The following is a 22,850-nucleotide window of genomic DNA, read 5'->3' as shown; positions in this document are numbered from 1 at the left end:
CTAAGAGTTTCTTTCTTTTTTATCCCTACTATTTTATTCACTTCTTCCACCAATCCCATCTCATCTATTATTCCCGCCACTATTCCTAAATGGTCTAAATTTTCAATTTTTAGCGTATCCTGACTCTCTTTCATGCTTTTTCCCTCTTAGTCTTTGACTCCATTATTTTACCTTAAAAACGCCTGAAACAGTTGCTGGGCAAACATTTTGGGATTTAATTTATTCAATTTCATCGCTATGAATTCTGTTGAAATATCTGCGGAATGTAGGTAAGAGCATTTTCCCAATCATCTTCATCGAAAAGAAGTGGAGCTAGACATCGACGCATATGCCATTCCACATAGTAAGCCAACATACATAAGAAAACATGGGCTTTGACTCTATCACTGGTGCGATGATAGATAGGACGTACCTTTAAGTCAATTGTTTTGTAGCTGCGAAATGCTTGCTCAACTTTGGATAAGCTTTTATAAGCTTTGACAGTCTATAAGAGCTGTCAATGTTTCTTCTGGTACGGAACTTCTCACCACATATAAGCCATCTAATGTGGCTTCTTCATTGATACTTTCACTATTTCTTTGGTAAGAGAAGCTATCGGGAGTTATCTGAATTTTGAAATGTTTCGCCACACCATACTTGTTGATTACTTCACCCACTTTCAGTCCAATTTCGGCACCTCGACTTCGCTCGGTGCTGACCCTGAGCGAAGTCGAAGGGTCAGCTTCACCCCTTAATGGGCATCTTTTCCGTGATGTGGCGCTGACTATTTTATCTAATTTCTGCTCAGTGGCTTGCAATAACTCTTCGCGATTCCTTTTTCTTTCTTCGCGTCACAAGGGATTCCGACAGGCGACTAATCTCTCTCCAGGATAGTCTTCACAGGTAATTTCAGCTAGATCTTTTTCATCAAATAGAGAGAGCTGAATGTACGACTGGTTCACCAGTTTCCGGATTTGGCTTGAACGCAGGGCGGTGATCCAATCTACTCCTGCTGTTTCCTTCAGGTCTTCTCTAATTCTGGCTTGTGTTATCATTCCCCTGTCTCCCACCCAGATTATTTTCTTTAATCCAAACCGAGTGCGGACTTTTTCTATCTGTTGGGTTAATGTACTGGGGTCGGCTGTATTTCCTTCAAACACCTCTACAGAAATGGGACATCCTTGGGCGTTACATAATAATCCAAATACTATTTGCAGCTTGCCTTTTTTCTTGTCTCTATTATATCCGAATTTTGCCAAAGGACAAGTCTTTCCTTCAAAATATGTTGAGCTGACATCATAGAGGACTAATGTTCCTTCTACTAGATGAATAGCTGCCAAACTCTTTTCTATGTCCTCTTGCCGAGACAGGAGCCAATCCATGGCTATATAGAGTTCATCTTCATCTGTCCCAGACAATCCCAATCGAACTTCAGACGACTACAAGCACCTGTGGTTAAGGCTAAGGTGCCAGAAATAAACAGAATGACGACGCGATCGCAAGATGACATAGGCTCAAAAAGCTCTTGAGCGATTTATTTTTATTATGACGGATGATTTAGCCTTTACGCTTTATCTTATGATGGCTAAAAAATCAAGATCAATTTTGCTGATCCGAAGGCAGACGACAACTGATCTTGCTCAGGCGGTGGGCAATCCACGATTATAAAAGTCACACTCTAGTAACCTTCATCCATTCATGAATGTTTGGTGTAGGTGGCATTACGGTGAAGGCGGTTAGCATTTCAACCATCCAGGTGAAATCGACGCCCTAGTAATGCTCATTTCCCTTCAAATTTCCTCATAGCTTCCTTCCCCCAGACTGATTCAGTCGGGGGAATTTTCACGATCGCTGCCACCAATCCTCGCCAGTATTTCCATTGCCATGGGATAATAACGTCTCAGTTGAGTGTTCGAGTTATCGTACTCTTAGAAAAAAATCAACCAACCATCAACAAAAAACTGCTTATGCCTATTTCAGCAGCTACACCAGCGCTTCTGGTACTGGCGGATGGAACATCCTACCCGGGTTGGTCTTTCGGCGCTTCAGGTACGGCGATTGGAGAAGTTGTCTTTAACACCGCCATGACGGGGTATCAAGAAGTGGCAACTGATCCCAGCTACTGTGGTCAGATTGTCACCTTTACCTATCCCGAACTGGGAAACACCGGAGTTAATCCAGAGGATGAAGAATCCACCCATCCTCAGATCCGGGGTGCGATCGCCCGAAATATTTGTTGGCGTCCCAGTAATTGGCGCTCAACCCAGTCTTTGCCCGATTACCTCAAGGAACACAAGATTCCCGGAATTTATGGGATTGATACCAGGGCGCTGACTCGCAAACTGCGCTCAACCGGGGCGATGAATGGCGGTATTTCCACAGAAATTCTTGATCCCGCACAATTGCTACAAAAAGTGCAAGCCGCGCCGAATATGGCAGGGTTAAATCTGGTGCAGGAAGTGACCACCAAAGCGGTTTACGAGTGGTCTGAAACCACGGATAATCATTGGGAGTTTCGTCCCTCGGCGGAATCGGCGGCGGGTGAACCCTTAACGGTAGTGGCGATCGATTTTGGCATCAAACGCAACATTCTGCGGCGTTTAGCCAGCTATGGTTGTCGGGTGATCGTGGTGCCAGCGGATACATCCCCGGAAGACATTCTTAAGTACAACCCCGATGGTATTTTCCTCTCCAACGGACCGGGTGATCCAGCGGCGGTGAGGGACGGGATTGAAACGACCAAAGCTTTGTTAGAACACCGAAAACCCCTGTTTGGCATCTGCATGGGACACCAGATCTTAGGTCTTTCCATGGGTGCTGAAACCTTTAAGCTAAAATTTGGACATCGTGGGTTAAATCACCCGGCTGGGTTAAAGCAACGGGTAGAAATTACTAGCCAAAACCATGGATTTGCTATCAATTCTGAGTCCTTAGGGGCGGATGTGGAAATTACGCACCTCAACCTGAATGACCGGACTGTGGCAGGATTGCGTCATAAAACGCTACCATTTTTCTCGGTGCAATACCATCCAGAAGCGAGTCCGGGTCCTCATGATGCCGACTACTTGTTTGATCAGTTTGTCGAATCCATGCGATCGCACAAAGCCCCTACTTGAAGAAGGTAGAAGGCAAGGGGGATAAGGTGGGTTATTTCCAAGCCCACCCCGCTCTATGTGGATGATCCGTAAACTTCTCGCTATACTATCGAATAGCTTAATCGCTGGTAAATCACCAACCCATGTTGAATCGTTTAGTGTAAGTACAGCTAGGAGGGTGTTATTCCTGAGCAACTCAACCTGACAGTCAGCTTAAGAGGGACTCGTGAGGTCAAAAGTAATTATCAACTTTTCCGTCTGACTGGATTGTTAGATGCCTTCTCAGAACCAACGTTTGGGAAGGTGATTGGTAAATGTGTCGATGAGGGACCGAAAAATATTATTTTGGATCTCTCAAAGATCGATTTCGTGGATAGTTCGGGCTTAGGCGCTTTAGTGCGTATAGCGAAAAAGGCTCAAACGGCTGAGGGAAAATTGCAAATTGTCACCAATGCCCGTGTGACTCAAACGGTGAAGCTAGTGCGTCTAGAAAAATTTCTCTCACTTCAACCATCGGTTGATGAAGCCTTGGATAACGTCAAAAAATAATTGAACACAGGAAAACTGTGGCACTCATCCCCTGACAGTCTGGCAGGGGATTTCCCGTTATTTGCCCTCTGCCTTTTACGATAAAATAGGGGCGGGCATTTAAACTGCCTTTCATTTCGTCCGAGTTTTATGGAGCAGCAGGAAGAGACGGCAAACAGCACAGACAATAACTCAGCCCTTTCTGGCACAGAAGCCCGATTTCGGCAATTGAATGCTGCTGCCGATCCCCAATGCCAAATCCAACAGATCTCACCGGCGGCGTTGGCTTATCTGGGAGATGCTGTGTATGAACTCTATATCCGCCGTCACTATTTACTTCCCCCTAAACGTTTATGTGATTATCATGATCAAGTAGTGGCTCAAGTCCGCGCCGAAAGTCAAGCGAATACGCTGCGATCGCTCGAACCTTATCTCACTGAACCCGAATTGACACTATTGCGACGTGGACGAAATGCGGCGACCGGAACGTCACGACGCCTCAATCGCAAAATCTATCAACAAGCCACCAGCTTAGAAACATTACTGGGATATCTGTATCTGACTGATCCCCAACGCCTGACTCAGTTATTGGCTTATTTGGAACTCGATACCCCTTAAATCATCAGCACACTTTAATTAAATTATGGCTAATCAAGATCGCCGCTCTCACACCTCTAGCAAGCCAAAGCGAGGGAAGTTTCAACGTGACCAACGCCGTCCCTCCTCTAAAGGTAAATTCTCCAGGGATCAACGCTCCCCGGATAAACCTGTTCTAAAACGTCGCTATGATCCCCAACCGTCGCCGCCAGAACCAACGGAATCTGAGTCCACTTTGTCAGAAGATGTTGACTTACTTTATGGACGCCACCCTGTCCTAGCCGCCCTGGAAAATCAACGTCAGCTTAATCGGGTGTGGATTCTGCCGCAGTTACGCTACGATCATCGCTTTCACTCATTACTGCTGCAAGCTAAAGCCAATGGTACAGTGATTGATGAAGTCGATTCGCGACGCCTCAGCCAAGTTACTCAAGGGGCTAATCATCAAGGTGTGGCGGCTCAAGTAGCACCTTACTCTTACAAAGAATTAGGGGATTTAATTGAAGCTGCCAAATCCACCAGCCAATACCCTGTGATCGTCGTTTGTGATGGGATTACTGATCCCCACAATTTAGGTGCTATTATTCGTACTGCGGAAGCCTTGGGCGCTCAAGGTTTAGTGATTCCCCAACGACGAGCTGTAGGCGTTACTTCCACCGTCATGAAAGTAGCAGCCGGCGCATTAGAAACCTTGCCCATTGCCAGAGTCGTCAATCTGAGTCGTGCCTTAGAGGAACTGAAAACCGCTGGATTTTGGATTTATGGGACTTGTGCTGACGCTGGTAAACTACTACACACCGTTGACTTAAATGGATCGATAGTATTAGTTATTGGTTCAGAAGGTAGCGGTCTAAGTCTCTTGACTCAACGCTGCTGTGATGTGTTGGTTTCGATTCCCTTGTATGGCAAGACTCCTAGCCTCAACGCTTCTGTTGCCGCCGCCATGACGTTGTATGAAACCTATCGTCAGCGTTGGGTCAATCCCCTGTATTTTGACGATCTCAGCAAAAATTCTTGGAAAAAGGAAACGTAAAGTAGTATAACAAAATGTAAACAACTGGAAATTAACAAGACCACATAGCATCCCATCGACGTAGGTAATGAACATGAAAGAAGTTTTGATCAACAGTCTCCAATTTTTAGGCTTGGCGTTTTGGGTAGAAATCGTCACAGATGATCCCCAATGCACCTACTATTTCGGTCCATTCTCCAGCAAACAGGAAGCCGAATCCGCTCAAGGGGGATATATTGAAGATTTACAAAATGAAGGCGCTCAAGGGATTTCTGTAAATATCATGCGCTGCAAACCGACTAACCTGACGATTTTTGACGAAGAGTCAGAAGAGTTAAGGATTAGTGCAAAAATACCAGTGTTCAGTGGAAACCTTTCCTAGAACGTCGATACTGCTGGCGAATTTAACATTCTGCCCTAGAATGACCGAAATACGTTAGAGCGGCTAACGATTTTATTGGATTTCACGCTATGCCAGTAACATTCGCCAGCAAAGTCCTAAAAGGGGGAGTGTCAACCCTTGAGATCAACAACTTGAGGGTGGCGTTGAATCCAATCATCAATATCACGGAGTACCTGATTGGGAATTTCCCACGGAAACAGGTGAGCCGTATGAGGATAGCAACGCCACTCAGATTCTCGTAAATGTTGAGCCGTTTCTTGACTCGATTGAGCGGTAATGTGGCGATCCGCTTCTCCCGCTAATACCAGACAAGGACATTGAATTTGTTCTAAGTCAGCCAGTCTATTGTATTTTGCTTTCAATGCTTGGTTAAGGGCATCAGTCGCCGCCTTAGAGGTTTGCAGATAGGCGACTAAGGCTTCCTGTGCCAAATACTGGTAAGCCGTTGCACTATGGTTTTGGATGAGATAGCGATAGAGCGATCGCTTGCCAAAGGTTTCAATGTTCCACCGCCATCCTGGAGAGACGCGATTCAAGATAGAGGCGATCCCGGTATAGAGATTATCCTGCCACGCGATCGCCGGATGATTTCCTCTAGGTCGTGCGGCTGTGGCAATCAAAATTAAACCACTCACTCTCTCAGGTAGCCTTAGCGCTAATTCCATGGCGAGAATTCCCCCTAGAGACCAGCCGAGAACCAAACAACGATTGATCCCGAAGCGGTTCAGCATATCCTCCAAATCTATCAGGTGGTCGCTCATCTGAAACGCTTCTAAGGTACGAGTGCGACCATATCCGCGCAAGTCAGGAGACAGGGTTTGGAATCGTTGAGATAGGTGGTCGGTAAAAACCGACATACAACGCCCCGATCCCGGATGACCGTGCAGGCAGAGAATTGGAAAGCCTTGACCTTGACAGTAAACATTAAGTTGAACAGGTTGCGAGATTTTACCTATCAACAATTCTGTAAACTCCTCCACAAACGTTCTTGAAAAATCCGTAAAAATGCTGTTTACGATCAGCATTGTGGCGGATGACAATTGACATAACGATTGATTAAGTTCGATTCAAGTTATGTCTTCACAATTGCATCAATTCCAATCCTCCAAATTGACCCAAACTCAAAAAGCCTTCCTTAAATTACAATACCAGACTGTACCCTTAGCTACAGATGATAAGTTCGAGGAATGGCTAATAACCTTAGAAGAACAGTGGACACCGGAAATTGCGGCTTGTCTTCAAGGTAAATTCCCGGATTGGCGCAGCTAGTGCAGTGCAGCGGAGCCTGGTAGAGACGCGCCATGGCGCGTCTGGGAGCAGGGGAGAGCAGCAAAACCATGTCCTCGAAGGTCGTGAAGGGTCAAAATTCAACACTTAGTCAGGGCGGGTTTTGCACAAGTGTTACTATCAATAGTCAAGCAGAAAGTCCCTAAACCCGCCCCTACACACTCAACACTTCTCCCATCAAACATCAAGTTTTGCGGAAGGAACGAATCGCCAGAATAAGCAGTGTTATAAGAGTTAACGGCATAACGAACAGGAGCATGACCGCGCTAAATTCCTCCAATGCATCATGTTCAGTTGCGTTAAGAAACAAATACATCGTATAAGCGACGTAGTATGCCAGAAACAGAATTCCCTCCCAGCGAGCAATACAATAGCCAGTAAAGAAAATTGGCAAGCAAGCGACAGCGACAGCAATCATGACCGGAATGTCAAAATTTAAAGCAGGCATTGATACAGCTATGCCGTCAGGTGCAACAACACTACATACTCCCAACACCAATAGGAGATTAAAAATATTACTGCCAACTGCATTACCAACTGCAATATCCCGTTCACCTCGAATACCCGCAGCAACTGACGTGGCAATTTCTGGTAGCGAAGTCCCGGCTGCAACAATGGTTAAGCCAATAATCAATTCGCTTATCCCAAATGCTTGGGCGACATCTACAGAACCCTTAATCAGGTAGTTTGACCCCACTACCAACATTCCTATACCAACAATAATTAAGCCTAGGTTGAGTAAGATCTGATAGATCCCTCGGCGAGAGCGCTGATTATTGCTTTCTGATGCGCCTTCCTGGGCTTGGCTTTCCCGACGTCCTTGGTAGAGGGTAAATAGAGTGTAAGCGATCGCGCCCATAACCAAGAAAATCCCATCCCCCCGACTCAGTTTACCATCCCACCCCATTAACCACACCAGCAACGATACTCCAGTCATTACAGGCGCATCAAGTCGCACCAACTGTCGCGAGACAATCAGCGGGGCAACGGCGGCGGAACTGCCTAGAATTAGCAAAATATTGGCAATGTTGCTGCCAACAACGTTACCAATGGCAATATCTGCTTGTCCCGCGTAGCTAGACTGTACAGATACGGCTAATTCCGGAGCGCTGGTGCCATAGGCAACAACCGTTAATCCGACAACTAAGGGTGAAAGTCCAGCAGCTACAGCTAATTGGGATGCTCCCCGTACCAGAATTTCGGCTCCGGCGATCAACAAAACAAAGCCGCTAATTAATACTAATATAGTGATGGCATCCATCAGGGTTTATCCGGTGTGGGAACAGATCACAGGGTATGGGTTGATGACGTTAATGTCAAAGTTAGGCTCAGGTAGCGATGCCTCTATCAATCAGAATAACCTACTATCAAACTCTATTTTGGAAAACCTATTCAAGACTTCAATTAGGATAAGCTAAACTTGAGTGTTCAAGGAATTAGTTTTAAATTTTCCTTAATTAAGATTTAGGTTTATTGGTGCAAGTTTTTACTCAAAGTCTTAATTGTAACAGTAAACGCATTTTTTTGTTCACTGTTCACTGTTCACTGTTCCCTTAATAACTTCTGCGCCGTCCGCATAATTTGACCCGCTAGAATTGCCGCACCAAAACCGTTATCAATATTCACGACACCTACTCCTGGCGCACAAGAATTAAGCATGGTTAAAAGAGGAGCAAGTCCGCCAAAACTTGCACCGTAGCCAATGCTCGTAGGAACTGCAATAACTGGAGAATCAGCTAAACCCGCAACAACGCTAGGTAACGCCCCTTCCATCCCGGCTACGACAATTAGCACATTGGCTTCAGCAATGACCTGTTGATGACTCAGCAAGCGGTGGAGTCCCGCTACACCCACATCCCAGAGACGCTGTACCTGAAACCCACACAGTTGAGCCGTAACTGCTGCTTCTTCAGCAACCCATAAGTCAGAGGTTCCCGCACAAATAATTCCTATCGTTCCTGGAAAATTGGATGGAATAGTTTCCGGCGCGATCGCACAAATCCGGGCAGTGGGATAATAGTGGATATCAGGGACTGTAACTTGGAGTTGGGCAAACACATCAGGATCAATGCGAGTTGCCATCACCACTGAATTACGTTGTCGCATTGCTGCCATAATTTGAGCAATTTGGTCAGGTGTTTTACCTAAACCCCAAATGACCTCTGGGAAACCTGTTCTCAAGGTGCGATGATGGTCAACTTTAGCAAAGTTACTAACGGACTCAAAGGGAAAATGTTTTAGTTTATCTAAAGCAACTGCCGGACTTGTTTCGCCAGCAGCCACTGATTCGAGCAAAGTTTTTATGGCTTGAGGTTGAGTCATGATTTATTCAACTATTAAAGTGTTATTATTTTTTTTAACAACCATAAAGCTGGGGTTAAGGATGATTTTAGGCTGTATTTACATAGATTATTTTAACCAATAGCGATTTTTTTTATTATAGTCAAATTACGCGGAGTGCCCCGATGATAACAAACCGACCGTAAAGTTTAGTTCGGTTTCCATAAACTTCCACATTAATCAAACTCCTATCTTTACGCTGTCCTTTGAATCGACAGTACAGATTCTTAGTTTGACCCTGAATGCAGCTATAAATTTGTTGTTCAACAAACTTACGATTGTCTAAGCATACGAGTTCAAGAACAGATTCTAATGAGATCAGTTCTCCAAACGTATAGCCAAAAGTTTCGGCTAATCTGGGATTGACGTATAGAAAATTCCCTTCCCCAAACAGGATATACATGCCAATTCGGGAAAATTCTTTCTCGCTGAAGGGTTGAGTTACACTTTGACGAGATTGAACGGTTGTTTTCTGTTGAGACTGCTTTAATTCTAAGTCCAGTTCTTGCTGCTGACGTTCATGATAGAGTCGAGCATTGTCAAGCACCAATGCCATGGATTCTGCTGTGATTTGCATTAGATGAGCCGATTCCGGGCTAAAATGTCCGGGTTGGGAGTGAGTTAATGTGAGAATTCCTAAGACTTCTTTACCCATTAAAATCGGAACGCCAAGGGCGGAGCGAACGGTGTAAGGTTGATTGGGTAAGGTCAACCAACGCTCGTCCTCGATCGTATCAGTAATGAGTCCCAGTTTACGGTGACGATAGACCCAACCCGCTAACCCTTTATCCAATACTTGACCAATCAGCCGTTGCTTTTGTCCTCGTAGCGTCGCACCACGAGCTAGAATACTTTCGGTGACAACGCCATGGGCATCAAGTAAGAACAAACTACTGGATTCCGCACGAGTTAGCTTAGTGCCAATTGTCACAATTTGTTGCAACATAGCTCTAACCATCAGTGTCCCCCTCGCCGCTTGCAAGGTTGTGGCAAAGGTTCTCATGAGCTGATGTTGGGCATCAAACGCCATTTTAGTCATTTTCAGTTTAATCACTTGTCGGCGTAGTAATGCCACTTCTGCCATGAGTTGTTCGTAGGACTTGTTGCGATCGCTCATTTGTACCTCTATCCATTCAATGCACCTGCACTCAAATCCTGTAAGACTTCACCCTCTGCAAGGGAGAAAGCCATAAGACAGACTCACTCCCTTGGTTTGGGGTGGAATTGAGGATGTTCTCTAACTTCTACCAGAATTTGCTTAATCTCCCCAATAATGAGTTTAGGCGAGTTGTTGCTTACTCTGGTCAAGTTTGTCATTTTTTTGTTCAGCTTTCCATGGGTTGCAGATGGAGTCCCGATCAACCCATGAACAAATGTAAAGCAAAGCGATCTTGATACAACCTTATGTCCTGAAACTTGTGGGTTGAGCCATGGAGCCTGCTAAGGACAGCGCATCAACTAAGTTTTAAGTGAGGATGTCAACCGATAGAACAATGGAAAATCCTAGCAGAAACTGCTGTCAAAGATTTTATGGGTTTTCTGGACTCACGTCGCGGCTAAGTAGGTTGGTGGAAATAAACTTAACTAGATTCAGTTATGTAAACAAGCCTCAAACCCTTACTGTTCCCTGTGACACACCGAGCGTGTTACCGAGCGTGTTACTGAGCGTGTTGCCGAGCGAAGTCGAGGTAAGCTGAGGTGTTCCCTAATCTCCACCGCTAACTTTGATTGTGTCCACCTACTTACCCTAAAATGCCTGAATCCATTCTTTCACATCGTACTCTGTCCAAATTCCATTTTGCCAATAGGGATCTGCCTCAATCAGTTGGCGCACAGTGGCTTCATTTTCAGCTTCATAAATACCAAACACTTTGGTCACATCTTTGGTTGGACCAATAGTGATTAAAACTCCTGATTCTTTTTGTTGGGTCAAACCATCCAGATGTGCTTGACGATGAGGAGCGCGTTTTTCTAATACATCCTCACAATAGCTTCCCCACATTACATATTTAGGCATAACCAATCAACTGTGAACAAATGACATAAGACAAACGACGACTTAACTTCTCAGGCTGACACCAAATTTTTCCAACAAGGCGTCTCGAACCTTCTGGTGGGCGGATTCTACTTCTTTGTCCTTCAGCGTGCGATCGCCTGCGCGATAAATTAACCTGAAAGCTAGACTGCGCTGTCCTTGTGGCACTCGTTCCCCGCGATATTCATCGAATAATTGCACCGATTCCAATAAGGTTCCGGCGGCTTGTTGAGTGGTGCGTTGAATGTCGGCGACTGAGACAGTATCGGGTACAAAGAAGGCAATATCCCTGTCTGCGGCTGGAAACGTGGAGTAGACGGCAAATCGCGGCGTCAAGTTTTCATCTTGGACAAGAGCATTTAACATGACATCTAGGTCTAACTCAAACCCATAGACTTCATCGGGTAAACTCAATTCTGCTCTAAGTTGGGGATGGAGTTGCCCAAATCTGCCCAAGCGATCGCCTTGTATCCATAAAGAAGCAGTACGCCCTGGATGCAGACGCGAATCCTGGCGATCGGGTTGATATTCCACGGTTAATCCTAAGCGTTCAAACACGCTTTCGATGATTCCCTTAGCTTCATACCAACTCATCGGCGCATCTTGTCCGCCTCTCGTCCATTTCCCCTGACTAGGATCACCGCCCAAAATTCCCGCCACGCGATCGCTTTCGGCAAATCCGTCTTCGTCGCGCCAGAAAATTCGCCCGATTTCAAACCCATTCAATACCCCATTCCCTTGTTCGAGGTTGTACTGGGCGACTTCGATCAATCCTGAGAGTAAATCCGTCCGCAGGGTAGAATATTCCACAAATAGAGGATTCGATAGGCTAATTTGCTCCTCTTTTTCTTCCGGTTTAACCAAGGAATATTGCAGCAATTCCGTTAATCCAGCCGCACGGAAGGCTTCCCGAATCTTGCGGATTAAAACCTGGTCAATCGATAGATAACCCGGTTCGGTTTTCGGGGGTAAATCTTCACAAAACTTATCATAGCCGTAGAGACGGGCAACTTCTTCAATCAGGTCGATTTCCCGTTCTAAGTCTCGGTAGCGGTAGGGGGGAACCGTGACAGTCCATTTCACCGCCTCGTCGGATTCCACGGACTGAAGTTGACATCCTAACGCCGTGAGAATGCGTTCAACATCATCGGGCTGAATGTCACCAATCTCATCACCCAAATCCACTGGACCTAATACCTGATTTACACGTTCTAGGCGTAACTCAATCGAGCGCACCCAACTGTCTGGATCAGGGCGGGTATCGGCTACTTCTTGGACAATCGGCTTACCCTGGGCGAGTTCTTGGATTAACGCGATCGCTCGTTTAGCGGCGATGCCTAATTCCGCTTGATTGACGCCCCGTTCGTAACGGGTGGATGCCTCCGTGCGTAAGCCTTGAGAGCGGGCTGAACGACGAATGGCAACGGGTTCAAACAGGGCGGCTTCCAGAACCAGATTCTCTGTTCCATCATAGACTTCGGTTTCCTCTCCGCCCATCACGCCTCCCAGCGCTACGGGGCGATCATTGGCGGTAATTAACAGAGTTTGGGGATGAAGAGTGCGGGATTGACCATCTAGAGTGGTGAGCGATTCCTCGCCCTTAGCAAAGCGAACCCCGATGGTTAAGGATTTGTCCCCTGCTACTTGTTGTAAGCGATCGCGGTCAAAGGCGTGGAGAGGCTGACCCCATTCCAACAGAATATAGTTGGTAATATCCACAACATTATTAATCGGTCGTACACCTGCGGCTTGTAAACGCTGTTTTAACCAGGTTGGCGATGGTTGAATTTTCACGCCTTCAATAACTGTACCAATATAAGCAGGACAAGCTTTCGGGTCAGCAATTTTCAACGTCAACCCGCCAGTACCTTGAGGAATCGTCAATTCTGGCGTTTTGGGCAGGTTCAAAGATGCACCTGTCAGTGCGGCGACTTCACGAGCCACCCCAACCATACTCAACGCATCCGCCCGATTTGCCGTTGCGGTCAAATCCAGGATCACATCCGTAAGTCCCAGGAGAGGACGAGCATCACTCCCCACTTGTAGCGTCTGTGCCTCAAAGATGTGAATTCCGTCCGACTCTTTTTCCAAGCCAACTTCTGCCAAGGAACAAATCATCCCTTCAGAACGCACCCCCCGCAGTTTGGAGGAGCGAATTTTCAAATCCACCGTGGGCAGGTAAGTCCCTACCGTGGCTACAGGGACATAAGCCTCTGCCCGGACATTAGCCGCGCCACAGACAATGGTAACTGGATCATTGGCGTCTCCAACATCCACTTGAGTGACTCTCAGCTTATCGGCATTAGGGTGGGGTTGCACATCCAGAACCTTCCCCACAACTACGCCATCGGCTAACTGCCGCTGATCCTCAATATCCTCAACCTCAAATCCAGCATTGGTGAGAATTTCCGCAATTTCTTGGGGAGCTAGGGTCACATCCACCAGTTCCCGCAGCCAATTTAAAGAGATACGCATTAATTTCTTGCTTTTACCGACCTAAGCTTAGATGCAGTTCCGTTACTGTTGATCTCACTATACCCGATTTGTCATTGGTCATTGGTCATTGGTCATTGGTCATTGGTCATTCGTCAGGGAACAGGGAACAGGGAACAGGGAACAGGGAATAGGCAATGGGCAATAGGCAATAGGCAATAGGCAATAGGCAATAGGCAATAGGCAATAGGTAAGGTAGAGTTTTGAGTTAACTTCCCCATCTTCCCCATCTTCCCCATCTTCCCCAGCTCCCCCAGCTCCCCCTGCTCCCCCTGCTCCCCCTGCTTCCCCAGCTCCCCCAGCTCCCCCTGCTTCCCCTGCTCCCCCTGCTCCCCCTGCTCCCCCGACTTGCCACACTTTACCAATTCTTCACAAACAGAGGACAATCTTTATCAAGACTTTATCCAAAAAAGACTCAAATCAGTGCGTTATTTGGGCATCTGTGCCTAAACGACAGGGTAAATTAAGATATCCTGTAGATAGATAAGATTGCTTACCAAGGCTTACCAAAGCGAGGGTGCATTCGGCGGTGCGTTTCCCACTAAAGTCAACTATAGATCTTAATAGATAAGCCGGGTGCTTCGATCACAATTGAGAAAGCTTTCGTCCTAGCCCGGACAAACGCCCCATTGGTGATGCTGAATGAGCTACTGCCTAAATCCTGACTGTCCTCAGCCCAAAAATCCGCTGCACGTCACTAGCTGTCAGGCGTGTGGTCATCCTATTATGTTGCGAAATCGCTATCGTGTGCTAAAAACCCTAGGTCAAGGCGGATTTGGCGCTACGTTTTTAGCCAGAGATGAGTCTCTTCCTGGCAATCCCAGTTGCGTCATTAAACAACTTCGTCCCGCAACAACCACATCACAGGTTCTGGAAATGGCTCAAAAGCTATTTGAGCGAGAAGCCAGAACCCTCGGCAAGATTGGTAATCATCCTCAAGTTCCCCGACTGTTGGATTTTTTTCAAGACAATCAGCAGTTTTATTTGGTACAGGAGTATATTAGTGGACTGACGTTACAGCAAGAAATTAAACAATGTGGTCCCCTCTCAGAAGCCGGGGTCAAGCAATTTCTGAGTGAAGTTCTCCCCCTGATTAAATATATCCATAGCCAAGAGGTGATCCACCGGGATATCAAACCGGCTAATTTAATTCGACGAGAGCAAGACCGAAAACTGGTCTTGATTGACTTTGGGGCGGTTAAAGATGAAGTCAACCAAGCCGCCGTTGCCAATACCTCTGATCAAACCGCCTTGACAAATTTTGCCATTGGGACTCCCGGTTTTGCTCCGCCGGAACAAATGGCATTGCGACCCGTTTATGCCAGTGACATTTATGCTCTCGGCGTAACTAGCGTATATTTACTCACCGGAAAATCGCCAAAAGATTTAGATTACAATCCCTCAACTGGTGAAATGGTCTGGCGTAAATCTGTGCAAGTCAGCGATCATTTTGCGACTGTGTTGAAAAAAATGCTGGAGGCTTCTGTTCGTCATCGCTATCAAACGGCAGAAGAGATTCTCAGAGCGCTGGACTTAGAACCTTATTTTGATAGTTTGGTTCAAGGAATGGCAATGCCAACCTCTGGGCTATCGAATACAAATACAAATGGCAATTCCACCGAAGTTCAAGAGGTAGACTCGCCCAGTTCTCCTTCCTCTCCTTCATCGGCGACCCAGAAGTTAGCGGCGGCGATTCGTAAGCGTCGTGAACGACGGGAACGTAGTCGTCCAGGTTCTCCCAACACCATGGGTAATGGTAATCCCCGCAGTCAATTTATATCGAGGTCAGTGACAGAAATTCATACAGGGAATATACCATCGAGCCAAAGTTTTGCTACCAGTAGACCCAAAAAGCTTGATGCTAATGGTGTGTTAACGGCATATATGAAAGGTCGGAGAGATTTTGCTTCCCATGATTTAAGTGGGTTAGATTTACAAAAATCGGATTTATCTGGCGGGATTTTTTACCAGTCCAAGTTAACTCGCATTAATTTACAAGGTGCTGATTTATCCAGTGCTGATTTTGGTCAGGCAAGCTTAACTCGGGCAAATTTGCGAGATGCCAATTTAGGACGGGCTTATTTGAGTAATTCGGATTTAGAGGGGGCAGATTTACGCGGGGCAGATTTAAGTTTTGCTTATCTGAATCATGCCAATCTTAAGGGGGCAAATCTCTGTGGCGCGAATCTTGCCAATGCCAAAATTACGGAGGAACAGTTAGCTTTAGCTAAAACGAATTGGGCAACAATTATGCCGAATGGCAAGCGAGGTCTTTGGTCATAGTTATTTGTCCTTTGTCATTCGTCATTTGTCATAAGTAGGTAGACACAATTAAAGTTAGCGGTGGAGATTAGGGAACAGGGAACAGGGAACAGGGAACAGTAAGGGTTTAAGGCTTGTTGACATAACTTAATCTAGTTAAGTTTATTTCCACCAACCGACTTACTCGCTCCCGAAAAGAAGTAAGCTATGTCATTTCTCATTGAACTAATATCAGTACCGTAACATTGGTATTAGCTGGCTCAATGGAACTGTATGGAACTTGATGATCTTGTTCGACTCAATCGCGTCATTCGCGTCATTGGCTTTGACGACGCACCGTTTTCTCGTCATGCCAGCGCCAACGTGTCCATTGCGGGAGTGGTTTGTGCAGGAACGCGCTTCGAGGGGATGGTTTGGGGAGAGGTGGAACGAGACGGCTGGGATGCGACGGATAGGATTGTTCAGCTATTAGTTGGACGGAAGTTCTTACCCCAACTGCATGTTTTACTGCTGGATGGTATTGGTTTTGGTGGCTTTAATTTGATAGACTTGCCCCAGCTTTGCGATCGCCTGAGTCTTCCCTGTGTGTCTCTCATGCGGCGTATGCCTAATGTAGAAGCAGTCAAACAGGCAATTCATCGTTTACCTCAACCTGAACAGCGTCTCTACCTCCTCCAACGCGCTGGAACCATTCATGCTTATCCCCCTTTCTTTTTTCAGGTTTGTGGCGCGAATCCCCAAGTTATCGCATCGGTTCTAGAGCGTGTAACGGACTGTGGTAAAGTCCCCGAAGCCTTACGTTTAGCTCATCTAATCGGTGCGGCTGTGGTTAAGGGCGAAAGTAGCAGTTCGGCTTAGGATTAATTGGGTAATACCAAATCCGCCTTTGTCACCCCCTTTATCCCTTGGTGGCTATTCCCCACACCCGACACCCGACACCCGACACCCGATACCCGACACCCGACACCCGATACCCGACACCCGACACCCGATACCCGACACCCGACACCCGATACCCGACACCCGACACCCGATACCCGACACCCGACACCCGACACCCGATACCCGACACCCGATACCCGACACCCGATACCCGATACCCGACACCCGGCACCCCTTCTCTAGAAAAAAATAGTGACAATCCTCTGGGGATCTGATAACTAATACTGATGGTGGTTATAGGTTCAATGGGGCGATGTTCACAATTGCTCCCATAACAACCTTACCCCCGGTCTCTGATATCCCCTAACTATAGTCTGATTAGGGTGGGGAGTTAGAACTGTTCATCTCAAGTGTTGCTGGCTTAACAGGTAGTATCTTGTTGGATAATCGTTATTTTATTTATGAAGTCGTCGGTTTGCGTCAGAGTGCAGCTACCGACACCCTCAACTACCCCATTCGTCGGAGTAGTTCTGTCTTTATCAGAGTTCCGTACAGCCGCATGAACCAAACGATGCGGAGAATTTCCCAATTAGGGGGCAAAATTGTCAGCATACGAAGCCTAACTCCTAACACAGATGTTCAGAGTTCCTTCGCTTGGTGGATAGAAATTGTCACTGCTGAACCTGCGGTCACTTACTACTTTGGACCCTTTGATAGTCCAGAAGAAGCCGCGTCTTATGAAGCAGGTTACATTGAGGATTTAGAACAAGAGGGCGCTCAAGGGATCGCCGTGACGGTTAAATGGTGCAAACCCGACAATTTAACAATTTTTTAAGCTCTCTGGGTCAGATCGCGTCAATTTTGACTAGAATCACGGTGATATTGTCCCGTCCGCCTTTTTCTTTGGCGGCGGCAATTAGGTTAGCCGAGATCTCTTCGCCATCCCCATTGGACTGGAGATGGGACGCGATCGCGGTATCCGAGAGTTCCTCAGTCAGTCCGTCGGTACAAAGGAGCAGGAAATCTCCTGACTGAATCTCCATGGACTCGACATCAACTGACTGTAAGTCCTTGCGACCTAGACATTGAGACAACACATGACGCCAGGGATGCGTTCGCGCCTGTTCTGGAGTCAGATCCCCAGCTTTCATGGCGCGTGCTACCCAGGTATGGTCATCCGTCATTTGTTCGAGTTTTAATTGTCGCCATCGATAAAGGCGAGAATCACCCACATGAGCCAGCCAAGGCTGACCTTTACGGAAGATGACCACGACAGCCGTCGTGCCCATATCTGCCCGTTCGGGATGATTTTTTTGATCCTCTAAGATTGCCTGATTAGCGTCGTAGAGGGCTTGTTCCAGTAACGTTTCCGAAGGGACTGACTCTAGCCATTGCCGCTCTAAACGTGCCTGAATGACCTCTGTAGCCAGTTGGCTGGCTTCCTGTCCCCCAGCATGACCGCCCATGCCGTCGGCGACAATGAAAAAGCGTCCCTTCGGATCGATGTAGTAATAGTCCTGGTTTACGGTACGAATTAAGCCCGGGTCAGTGAGACCCGTAAAGCGACATTTCATAAAGTTTGTGCTGGCGTCAATAACCTTATGGGAGTTATAACATGCGATCGTATCGGTCGAGCCTTCGGAGTAAACGAATTAGGGCAAAAGCGATCGCGGCGGCGACTAACGCCACAACTAATGCCAGCCCGACTTGACCATTAACAAATAAGATCGTAGCTGACAATGTGAATGCACTGAGTAGTAACGCATAGTTTGTTCCTATCTGAATGCTACTCATGCGGCGCAAGATCCGATCCGACTCGATCGAACGAACCCGTAGACGTATATCTCCCCGTTCTAATTTTTCAATCGTATCCTCAATCCGCCGAGGTAATCCCAACGCCGTACTACTCACTTGAGCCGCTTGGCGTCCCAATTCATTCAAGAATGTATTACCCTCAGGGCTATTACCGTTAGTCATGATTTGCAGAGCAAAAGGTTTTGCCACTTCCATAAAGTTAAATTCTGGGTCTAAGCCCTTGCCCACTCCTTCCAAGGTGGAAAAGGCTCGCATCACAAACGTGAAGGTTGCCGGAAAGCGAAAGGGTTGACCATAGGCAATTTCATAGAGATCGTCGCTAATTTCACTCACCGACTGTTGTTCAAAGGGCTTATCCATAAAGTGATCCAGCATATACTGGATCGAACGCCGCACCGGACCCATATCATCAACCGGAGACAAGGCACCCAATGCGACTAGAGACTCGACCACTCGACTGGCATCTTTTTGGGCAACGCCAAAGAGCGTCTGCATCAACCCTTCCCTGACATTTGCCTTAATCCGCCCCATCATGCCGAAATCATAGAAGATCAATGAGCCTTCCGGACTAACCGCAATATTGCCGGGATGGGGATCGGCATGAAAGAAACCGTCATTGAGTAACTGCTGTAGATAAGCTTTTGCCCCTAGTTGAGCCAGCAGTTTCCGATCCAATCCAGCAGCTTCTAGTGCCTCGTAGTGACTAATCTTAATTCCTGGAGCATACTCTAGGGTTAAGACTCGATTTGAGGTATAGCGCCAATAGACACGAGGAACTTTTACCCAATCGTAGGTGCGGAAATTGCGGCGGAAGGTATCGGCATTGCGACCTTCACTAAGATAATCAATCTCTTCCCAAAGAATGCGACAGCATTCTTCATAAATGCCCATCCAGTCTCGACCTCGACCCCAATCGGGGTGATTTTGGAAGTAACGGGCAATCCCCTTGAGAATTTGTAGGTCTATCGTAAACAGTTTCTGCAAGCCCGGTCGTTGTACTTTGACCACGACCTCTTCTCCACTGTGGAGTTGAGCTTTGTGGACTTGTCCTAAACTGGCTGCTGCTAGAGGAATCGGATCAAAATTGTCAAAGAGTTCACTTACAGATTTCCCTAAATCTTTCTTGACAATTGCCTCAACTTGATCATAGTTAAAAGCGGGGACACGATCCTGTAGTTTAGACAGTTCCTCTACATATTCACCAGGGAATAAGTCAGACCGAGTTGAAAATAGCTGTCCCACCTTGATGAAGGTTGGACCTAACTCTAAAAACGTATCTCGAATCCAGATTGCCTGTGTCTTACGACGAGCCGCCTGTTTTGCATCGGTCATGCCCCCTGGATAGCTCCAAGGTTTGCCGTTGAGCCACAACTGGAAGAGGAGGGTTAAAACAAATGTCCAAATATCGACAAATCGTCGATGTCGGGAGTAGTTTTCCCGATTCCAACGATATGCCTTGTCTTGGTTTATCCCTCTTAGGGAACGTTGGCTAGACACCTGGCGTTCCTTATATTGTTTGAGGTTGACATAGTTATCAGAAACAGCAGACACCTAGATTCCTGAATGATGGTCTCCTCTTAATCTTAATAAAAATTCAAAATCTTTGAAAGCTAAGCACACCCTAAGCGAGTATCTGTAATACCAAATCTGGGGTGACTACCCCCTTTTTGGTAGAGACAAGGCAGATGGCTCCAAGGCATATAGATCCAAGGCTTCAAGGAAAAAGTACCCTAGGGATAGAGGAGATTCCAGAAGCGGATTGGGAAAAGCTGTAACGGGTGAAGGGAAAAGGGAAACACCTCCAGTATCACTCAAATCAAGTCACTGATTGATTGCGATAGAGCTGTAGCTCAGTCCGCAAGCGAGCAATTTCAGCTCGTAACTCGTCAATAGTAGCTTGTAGATCAACGGATTGAGAACCAGTCGAAACAGTCGTACTAGAAGAGCGATCGCCCATGGCGATTTCCATTTCCTGTTGCGCCCTTTCCATGACTTGCTCAGTAAACTGTTGCAAATGCTCTCGCTGTTCAGCATCAAATTTGCCAAGTTCGCTAAGAGCATTCGTTAAGGAGTCTTCTACGCGATCGCCCAGAGTGTGAGCTAGCGATCGTCCTACAAAAAAGGCATGAATGACTGGATTGCTCATTGGGAAGATGGTTTGGGTATTCGTAACAAATTATAACGCATGAAGCTCACTCCACCTGCTAGTGCAGCGGGCATAAAAATACTTGAGCAGCTTCGTAGATACGATGAAGCAGGGGGAGCAGAGGGAGCAGGGGAAGCGGGGGGAGATATTAGCTGTTCAGTTATTTCTGCCTTCTTGCACTAGCTTGTCCCAGTGAGTAAAAACGATACCCGTCAAAAATCGGCAAAACCGACGATACACCTTAACTGTTTCTCCGAACAAAACCTTCTGTTCAGAAGTCGGGTTAAGTTGCCACTTGTCGGTGCGGATGATTTTTGATGGGTTTTTCAAAACATTCTCTGTTCCCTGTTCCCTGCCTGCCCTGAACGAAGTTGAAGGGTTCCCTGTTCCCTAACAAATTGTTGAGATTCGGAAACGGGCCAATCGCTACGGGGAGGAAAGGTTTGTTGGGTATGCAAAATCGTTGATCCGGGTTCGCCCGGTTGGTTGAGTCGTACAGCACAGCCGAATCCAATGCCTGCTGACGCCGCGATCGCTCCGGTCATGAACAAGGCTTGTAACGGTATTGAAGCTTTGGTTTTAGCCGTTTTGAGGGTTGAATGTAGAGACGTGCCATGGCGCGTCTTTGACCCAACGCTAGGCTCATCGGGAAACGGGTTTGTAGGGGCGGGTTTAGGGAATTTGGTTTCGCTATTGATGGTAACGTTTGTACAAAACCCGCCCTGACTCAAAGTTGAGTGTTGACTCTTTGTTCCCCTTGATAGCACAGTGTTAACCTTGGACTTGCCAGGTAGGCAACCTACTTTTGACTTTGGCTGGTTTTCCACTGGCTGAGTGATGATTGGCTCAGGGATAGTAACAGACTCCTGAAGGGGAAGCTGCTTTAGCCAAGTGTCTATCGTTTGGGGACGGTTGTTGGGGATGAGTTCTAAACCGTACTGTAATGCTTGTTGAATGGTGGGACTCAATTTAGACGGCGACGGCTGAGAGAGTGAAGAAAATAGACAATCGTTTCCCTTGGCTGATAACCTCTGTCGCACAGGTGCGGGTAAGGGAGGACATCCGGTGAGTAAGCAGTAGAATGTGGCGGTTAAGGCATAGATATCAGTTTGCCGTGTCGCTGTGTTTGCCAAGGTGTTGTCTTCTGGAGGAGCATAGCCAGCAGACAGGAGACTGGCGTAGGTTTGTTTGATGCCTGGGGTAAACTCATAGAGCATCCCAACTTCACATAACACAACGCGATCGCTATCCTGACGCCGAATAATGTTTTTGGGTTGGATATCTCGGTGTAGTAATTCGACTTGGTGTAAAACCTTTACCGCATCACTGATTTGACGGATATAGTTGATCGCCTCAGCCTCTGGCAAGGAACCCGCTTGCAGAACGTCTGCCAATGTCTGTCCAGGGATATATTCCATCACCAGATAGGGATATCCCTTGTCCTCAAAATAGTCGAGGACGCGAACCAGATGAGGATGTTGGCAGTAGTTCAAGCGTTTGGCAATGTCTAAAAATTGCTGCTTGAATTGATTAACATTGGGATGCTGGCGCAGCGCTTCCCCTATGGTTTTAATCACAACCGACTGACCGGACTCTGTATCGGTTGCTTTGTAGGTAAGACTGAAAACACCCGTACCCAGTTGGGTACTGAGAACATATTTCCCTTGGTTTAAGCCCCGTTCTGCCGTCAAGTTCATAAAAATTTACCGATAGAAGCGATGGTGAAGGCTCCTGCGCTCTATAGCCCGGAGATGAAACCGAGCAAACCGTCTAGGTAGCGAATTTATTCGCCAGTCAAATAATCCGGATAACACTCAGCCAACAATGTAGTATACTATCAGTAACATTGCAAAAGGTCGAGCAAGTGTTTAATCTGATTTACGAGTTTAAATTAAAGCCAACTTCCGCCCAAATAGCCACTTTTGCTGAGTGGTTAGAACAATGTCGTAGGGTCTACAACTATGCTCTTTGTGAGC

The 22,850-nt window shown here is 46.8% G+C and carries 26 protein-coding genes and 1 pseudogene; 11 read left to right on the top strand and 16 right to left on the bottom strand.

The window, feature by feature from the left end; genetic code table 11:
* The 3 genes and pseudogenes from RIC07_RS08090 to RIC07_RS08080 all read right to left on the bottom strand — a co-directional run.
* On the bottom strand, positions 1–134 hold a 134-nt coding region (locus RIC07_RS08090; RefSeq protein ID WP_446394071.1), incomplete at its 3' end, for a DUF4277 domain-containing protein.
* A gap of 140 nt (positions 135–274) precedes the next feature.
* Positions 275–1,403 (bottom strand): annotated as a pseudogene (locus tag RIC07_RS08085) (IS1634 family transposase); the annotation flags it as partial.
* Positions 1,364–1,489 (bottom strand): hypothetical protein, encoded by a 126-nt coding sequence (locus RIC07_RS08080; protein ID WP_446394072.1) that lies wholly within the window; start codon positions 1,487–1,489, stop codon positions 1,364–1,366. The pseudogene RIC07_RS08085 and the gene RIC07_RS08080, both read right to left, overlap by 40 nt.
* Positions 1,490–1,946: 457 nt before the next feature.
* Between RIC07_RS08080 and carA the strand changes: the two genes are divergently transcribed.
* From carA to RIC07_RS08055, 5 genes are all read left to right on the top strand, one after another.
* The gene (gene carA / locus RIC07_RS08075; RefSeq protein ID WP_446394068.1) at positions 1,947–3,095 is read left to right on the top strand and encodes a glutamine-hydrolyzing carbamoyl-phosphate synthase small subunit; all 1,149 of its coding nucleotides are present in this window, start codon (positions 1,947–1,949) and stop codon (positions 3,093–3,095) included.
* Between the two features lie 162 nt (positions 3,096–3,257).
* A complete protein-coding gene (locus RIC07_RS08070) occupies positions 3,258–3,623 on the top strand; it encodes an STAS domain-containing protein (protein WP_071777234.1) in 366 nt (121 codons plus the stop codon).
* Between the two features lie 129 nt (positions 3,624–3,752).
* Complete coding sequence (locus RIC07_RS08065; protein WP_446374808.1) at positions 3,753–4,220, top strand: Mini-ribonuclease 3; 468 nt, start codon at positions 3,753–3,755, stop codon at positions 4,218–4,220.
* A gap of 25 nt (positions 4,221–4,245) precedes the next feature.
* The gene (gene rlmB / locus RIC07_RS08060; protein WP_446394067.1) at positions 4,246–5,232 is read left to right on the top strand and encodes a 23S rRNA (guanosine(2251)-2'-O)-methyltransferase RlmB; all 987 of its coding nucleotides are present in this window, start codon (positions 4,246–4,248) and stop codon (positions 5,230–5,232) included.
* A gap of 73 nt (positions 5,233–5,305) precedes the next feature.
* A complete protein-coding gene (locus tag RIC07_RS08055; RefSeq protein ID WP_446394066.1) occupies positions 5,306–5,593 on the top strand; it encodes a DUF1816 domain-containing protein in 288 nt (95 codons plus the stop codon).
* A gap of 131 nt (positions 5,594–5,724) precedes the next feature.
* Here RIC07_RS08055 and RIC07_RS08050 read toward each other — a convergent pair whose 3' ends face one another.
* On the bottom strand, positions 5,725–6,639 hold the full coding sequence (locus tag RIC07_RS08050; RefSeq protein ID WP_446394065.1) for an alpha/beta fold hydrolase: 915 nt from the start codon (positions 6,637–6,639) through the stop codon (positions 5,725–5,727).
* A 49-nt stretch (positions 6,640–6,688) separates the two neighbouring features.
* Here RIC07_RS08050 and RIC07_RS08045 point away from each other — a divergent pair, with 49 nt between their 5' ends.
* Positions 6,689–6,883, top strand: a complete 195-nt coding sequence (locus tag RIC07_RS08045; RefSeq protein ID WP_446394064.1) for a hypothetical protein — start codon at positions 6,689–6,691, stop codon at positions 6,881–6,883.
* A 202-nt stretch (positions 6,884–7,085) separates the two neighbouring features.
* On the opposite strand, the gene RIC07_RS08040 is transcribed toward RIC07_RS08045, so the two are convergent.
* From RIC07_RS08040 to RIC07_RS08015, 6 genes are all read right to left on the bottom strand, one after another.
* The gene (locus RIC07_RS08040) at positions 7,086–8,162 is read right to left on the bottom strand and encodes a calcium/sodium antiporter (RefSeq protein ID WP_446394063.1); all 1,077 of its coding nucleotides are present in this window, start codon (positions 8,160–8,162) and stop codon (positions 7,086–7,088) included.
* A 281-nt stretch (positions 8,163–8,443) separates the two neighbouring features.
* Complete coding sequence (larB, locus tag RIC07_RS08035; RefSeq protein ID WP_446374721.1) at positions 8,444–9,223, bottom strand: nickel pincer cofactor biosynthesis protein LarB; 780 nt, start codon at positions 9,221–9,223, stop codon at positions 8,444–8,446.
* 121 nt (positions 9,224–9,344) lie between these two features.
* Complete coding sequence (locus RIC07_RS08030; RefSeq protein ID WP_446394062.1) at positions 9,345–10,358, bottom strand: GAF domain-containing protein; 1,014 nt, start codon at positions 10,356–10,358, stop codon at positions 9,345–9,347.
* A gap of 630 nt (positions 10,359–10,988) precedes the next feature.
* Positions 10,989–11,258 (bottom strand): YciI family protein, encoded by a 270-nt coding sequence (locus tag RIC07_RS08025; protein WP_446394061.1) that lies wholly within the window; start codon positions 11,256–11,258, stop codon positions 10,989–10,991.
* Between the two features lie 42 nt (positions 11,259–11,300).
* Complete coding sequence (gene pheT / locus RIC07_RS08020; protein WP_446394060.1) at positions 11,301–13,751, bottom strand: phenylalanine--tRNA ligase subunit beta; 2,451 nt, start codon at positions 13,749–13,751, stop codon at positions 11,301–11,303.
* Positions 13,752–13,850: 99 nt separating this feature from the next.
* On the bottom strand, positions 13,851–14,126 hold the full coding sequence (locus tag RIC07_RS08015; protein WP_446394059.1) for a hypothetical protein: 276 nt from the start codon (positions 14,124–14,126) through the stop codon (positions 13,851–13,853).
* A gap of 285 nt (positions 14,127–14,411) precedes the next feature.
* Between RIC07_RS08015 and RIC07_RS08010 the strand changes: the two genes are divergently transcribed.
* Both RIC07_RS08010 and RIC07_RS08005 read left to right on the top strand, forming a co-directional pair.
* Positions 14,412–16,052 (top strand): protein kinase domain-containing protein, encoded by a 1,641-nt coding sequence (locus RIC07_RS08010; RefSeq protein ID WP_446394058.1) that lies wholly within the window; start codon positions 14,412–14,414, stop codon positions 16,050–16,052.
* A gap of 252 nt (positions 16,053–16,304) precedes the next feature.
* On the top strand, positions 16,305–16,889 hold the full coding sequence (locus RIC07_RS08005; RefSeq protein WP_446394057.1) for an endonuclease dU: 585 nt from the start codon (positions 16,305–16,307) through the stop codon (positions 16,887–16,889).
* A gap of 40 nt (positions 16,890–16,929) precedes the next feature.
* On the opposite strand, the gene RIC07_RS08000 is transcribed toward RIC07_RS08005, so the two are convergent.
* The gene (locus tag RIC07_RS08000) at positions 16,930–17,172 is read right to left on the bottom strand and encodes a hypothetical protein (RefSeq protein WP_446394056.1); all 243 of its coding nucleotides are present in this window, start codon (positions 17,170–17,172) and stop codon (positions 16,930–16,932) included.
* Positions 17,173–17,349: 177 nt separating this feature from the next.
* Between RIC07_RS08000 and RIC07_RS07995 the strand changes: the two genes are divergently transcribed.
* Positions 17,350–17,748 carry a DUF1816 domain-containing protein gene (locus RIC07_RS07995; RefSeq protein ID WP_446394055.1) on the top strand — a complete coding sequence of 133 codons (399 nt, stop codon included), beginning with the start codon at positions 17,350–17,352 and terminating at the stop codon, positions 17,746–17,748.
* 10 nt (positions 17,749–17,758) lie between these two features.
* Here RIC07_RS07995 and RIC07_RS07990 read toward each other — a convergent pair whose 3' ends face one another.
* The 3 genes from RIC07_RS07990 to RIC07_RS07980 form a co-directional block, all read right to left on the bottom strand.
* The gene (locus RIC07_RS07990) at positions 17,759–18,487 is read right to left on the bottom strand and encodes a Stp1/IreP family PP2C-type Ser/Thr phosphatase (protein ID WP_446389433.1); all 729 of its coding nucleotides are present in this window, start codon (positions 18,485–18,487) and stop codon (positions 17,759–17,761) included.
* Between the two features lie 34 nt (positions 18,488–18,521).
* Positions 18,522–20,225: an ABC1 kinase family protein gene (locus RIC07_RS07985; RefSeq protein ID WP_446394070.1), complete on the bottom strand. Its 1,704-nt coding sequence runs from the start codon at positions 20,223–20,225 to the stop codon at positions 18,522–18,524.
* A gap of 319 nt (positions 20,226–20,544) precedes the next feature.
* On the bottom strand, positions 20,545–20,874 hold the full coding sequence (locus RIC07_RS07980; protein ID WP_446394054.1) for a DUF6825 family protein: 330 nt from the start codon (positions 20,872–20,874) through the stop codon (positions 20,545–20,547).
* Between the two features lie 39 nt (positions 20,875–20,913).
* Between RIC07_RS07980 and RIC07_RS07975 the strand changes: the two genes are divergently transcribed.
* Positions 20,914–21,057, top strand: a complete 144-nt coding sequence (locus RIC07_RS07975; protein WP_446394053.1) for a hypothetical protein — start codon at positions 20,914–20,916, stop codon at positions 21,055–21,057.
* Here the strand turns inward: RIC07_RS07975 and RIC07_RS07970 are convergent.
* Both RIC07_RS07970 and RIC07_RS07965 read right to left on the bottom strand, forming a co-directional pair.
* Complete coding sequence (locus RIC07_RS07970; protein ID WP_446378101.1) at positions 21,031–21,204, bottom strand: hypothetical protein; 174 nt, start codon at positions 21,202–21,204, stop codon at positions 21,031–21,033. The genes RIC07_RS07975 and RIC07_RS07970 overlap by 27 nt on opposite strands.
* Complete coding sequence (locus RIC07_RS07965; protein WP_446394052.1) at positions 21,201–22,571, bottom strand: serine/threonine protein kinase; 1,371 nt, start codon at positions 22,569–22,571, stop codon at positions 21,201–21,203. The genes RIC07_RS07970 and RIC07_RS07965 overlap by 4 nt, the downstream gene beginning before the upstream one ends.
* A gap of 167 nt (positions 22,572–22,738) precedes the next feature.
* Here RIC07_RS07965 and RIC07_RS07960 point away from each other — a divergent pair.
* The coding region (locus tag RIC07_RS07960) for a helix-turn-helix domain-containing protein (RefSeq protein ID WP_446394069.1) at positions 22,739–22,850 on the top strand (112 nt) is incomplete at its 3' end.

The sequence above is a fragment of the Coleofasciculus sp. E1-EBD-02 genome, from assembly GCF_040218245.1.
Classification (GTDB): domain Bacteria; phylum Cyanobacteriota; class Cyanobacteriia; order Cyanobacteriales; family Coleofasciculaceae; genus Coleofasciculus.
Note: the sequence above shows the minus strand (reverse complement) of the source record. Positions and strands in the feature narration are given on the sequence as shown.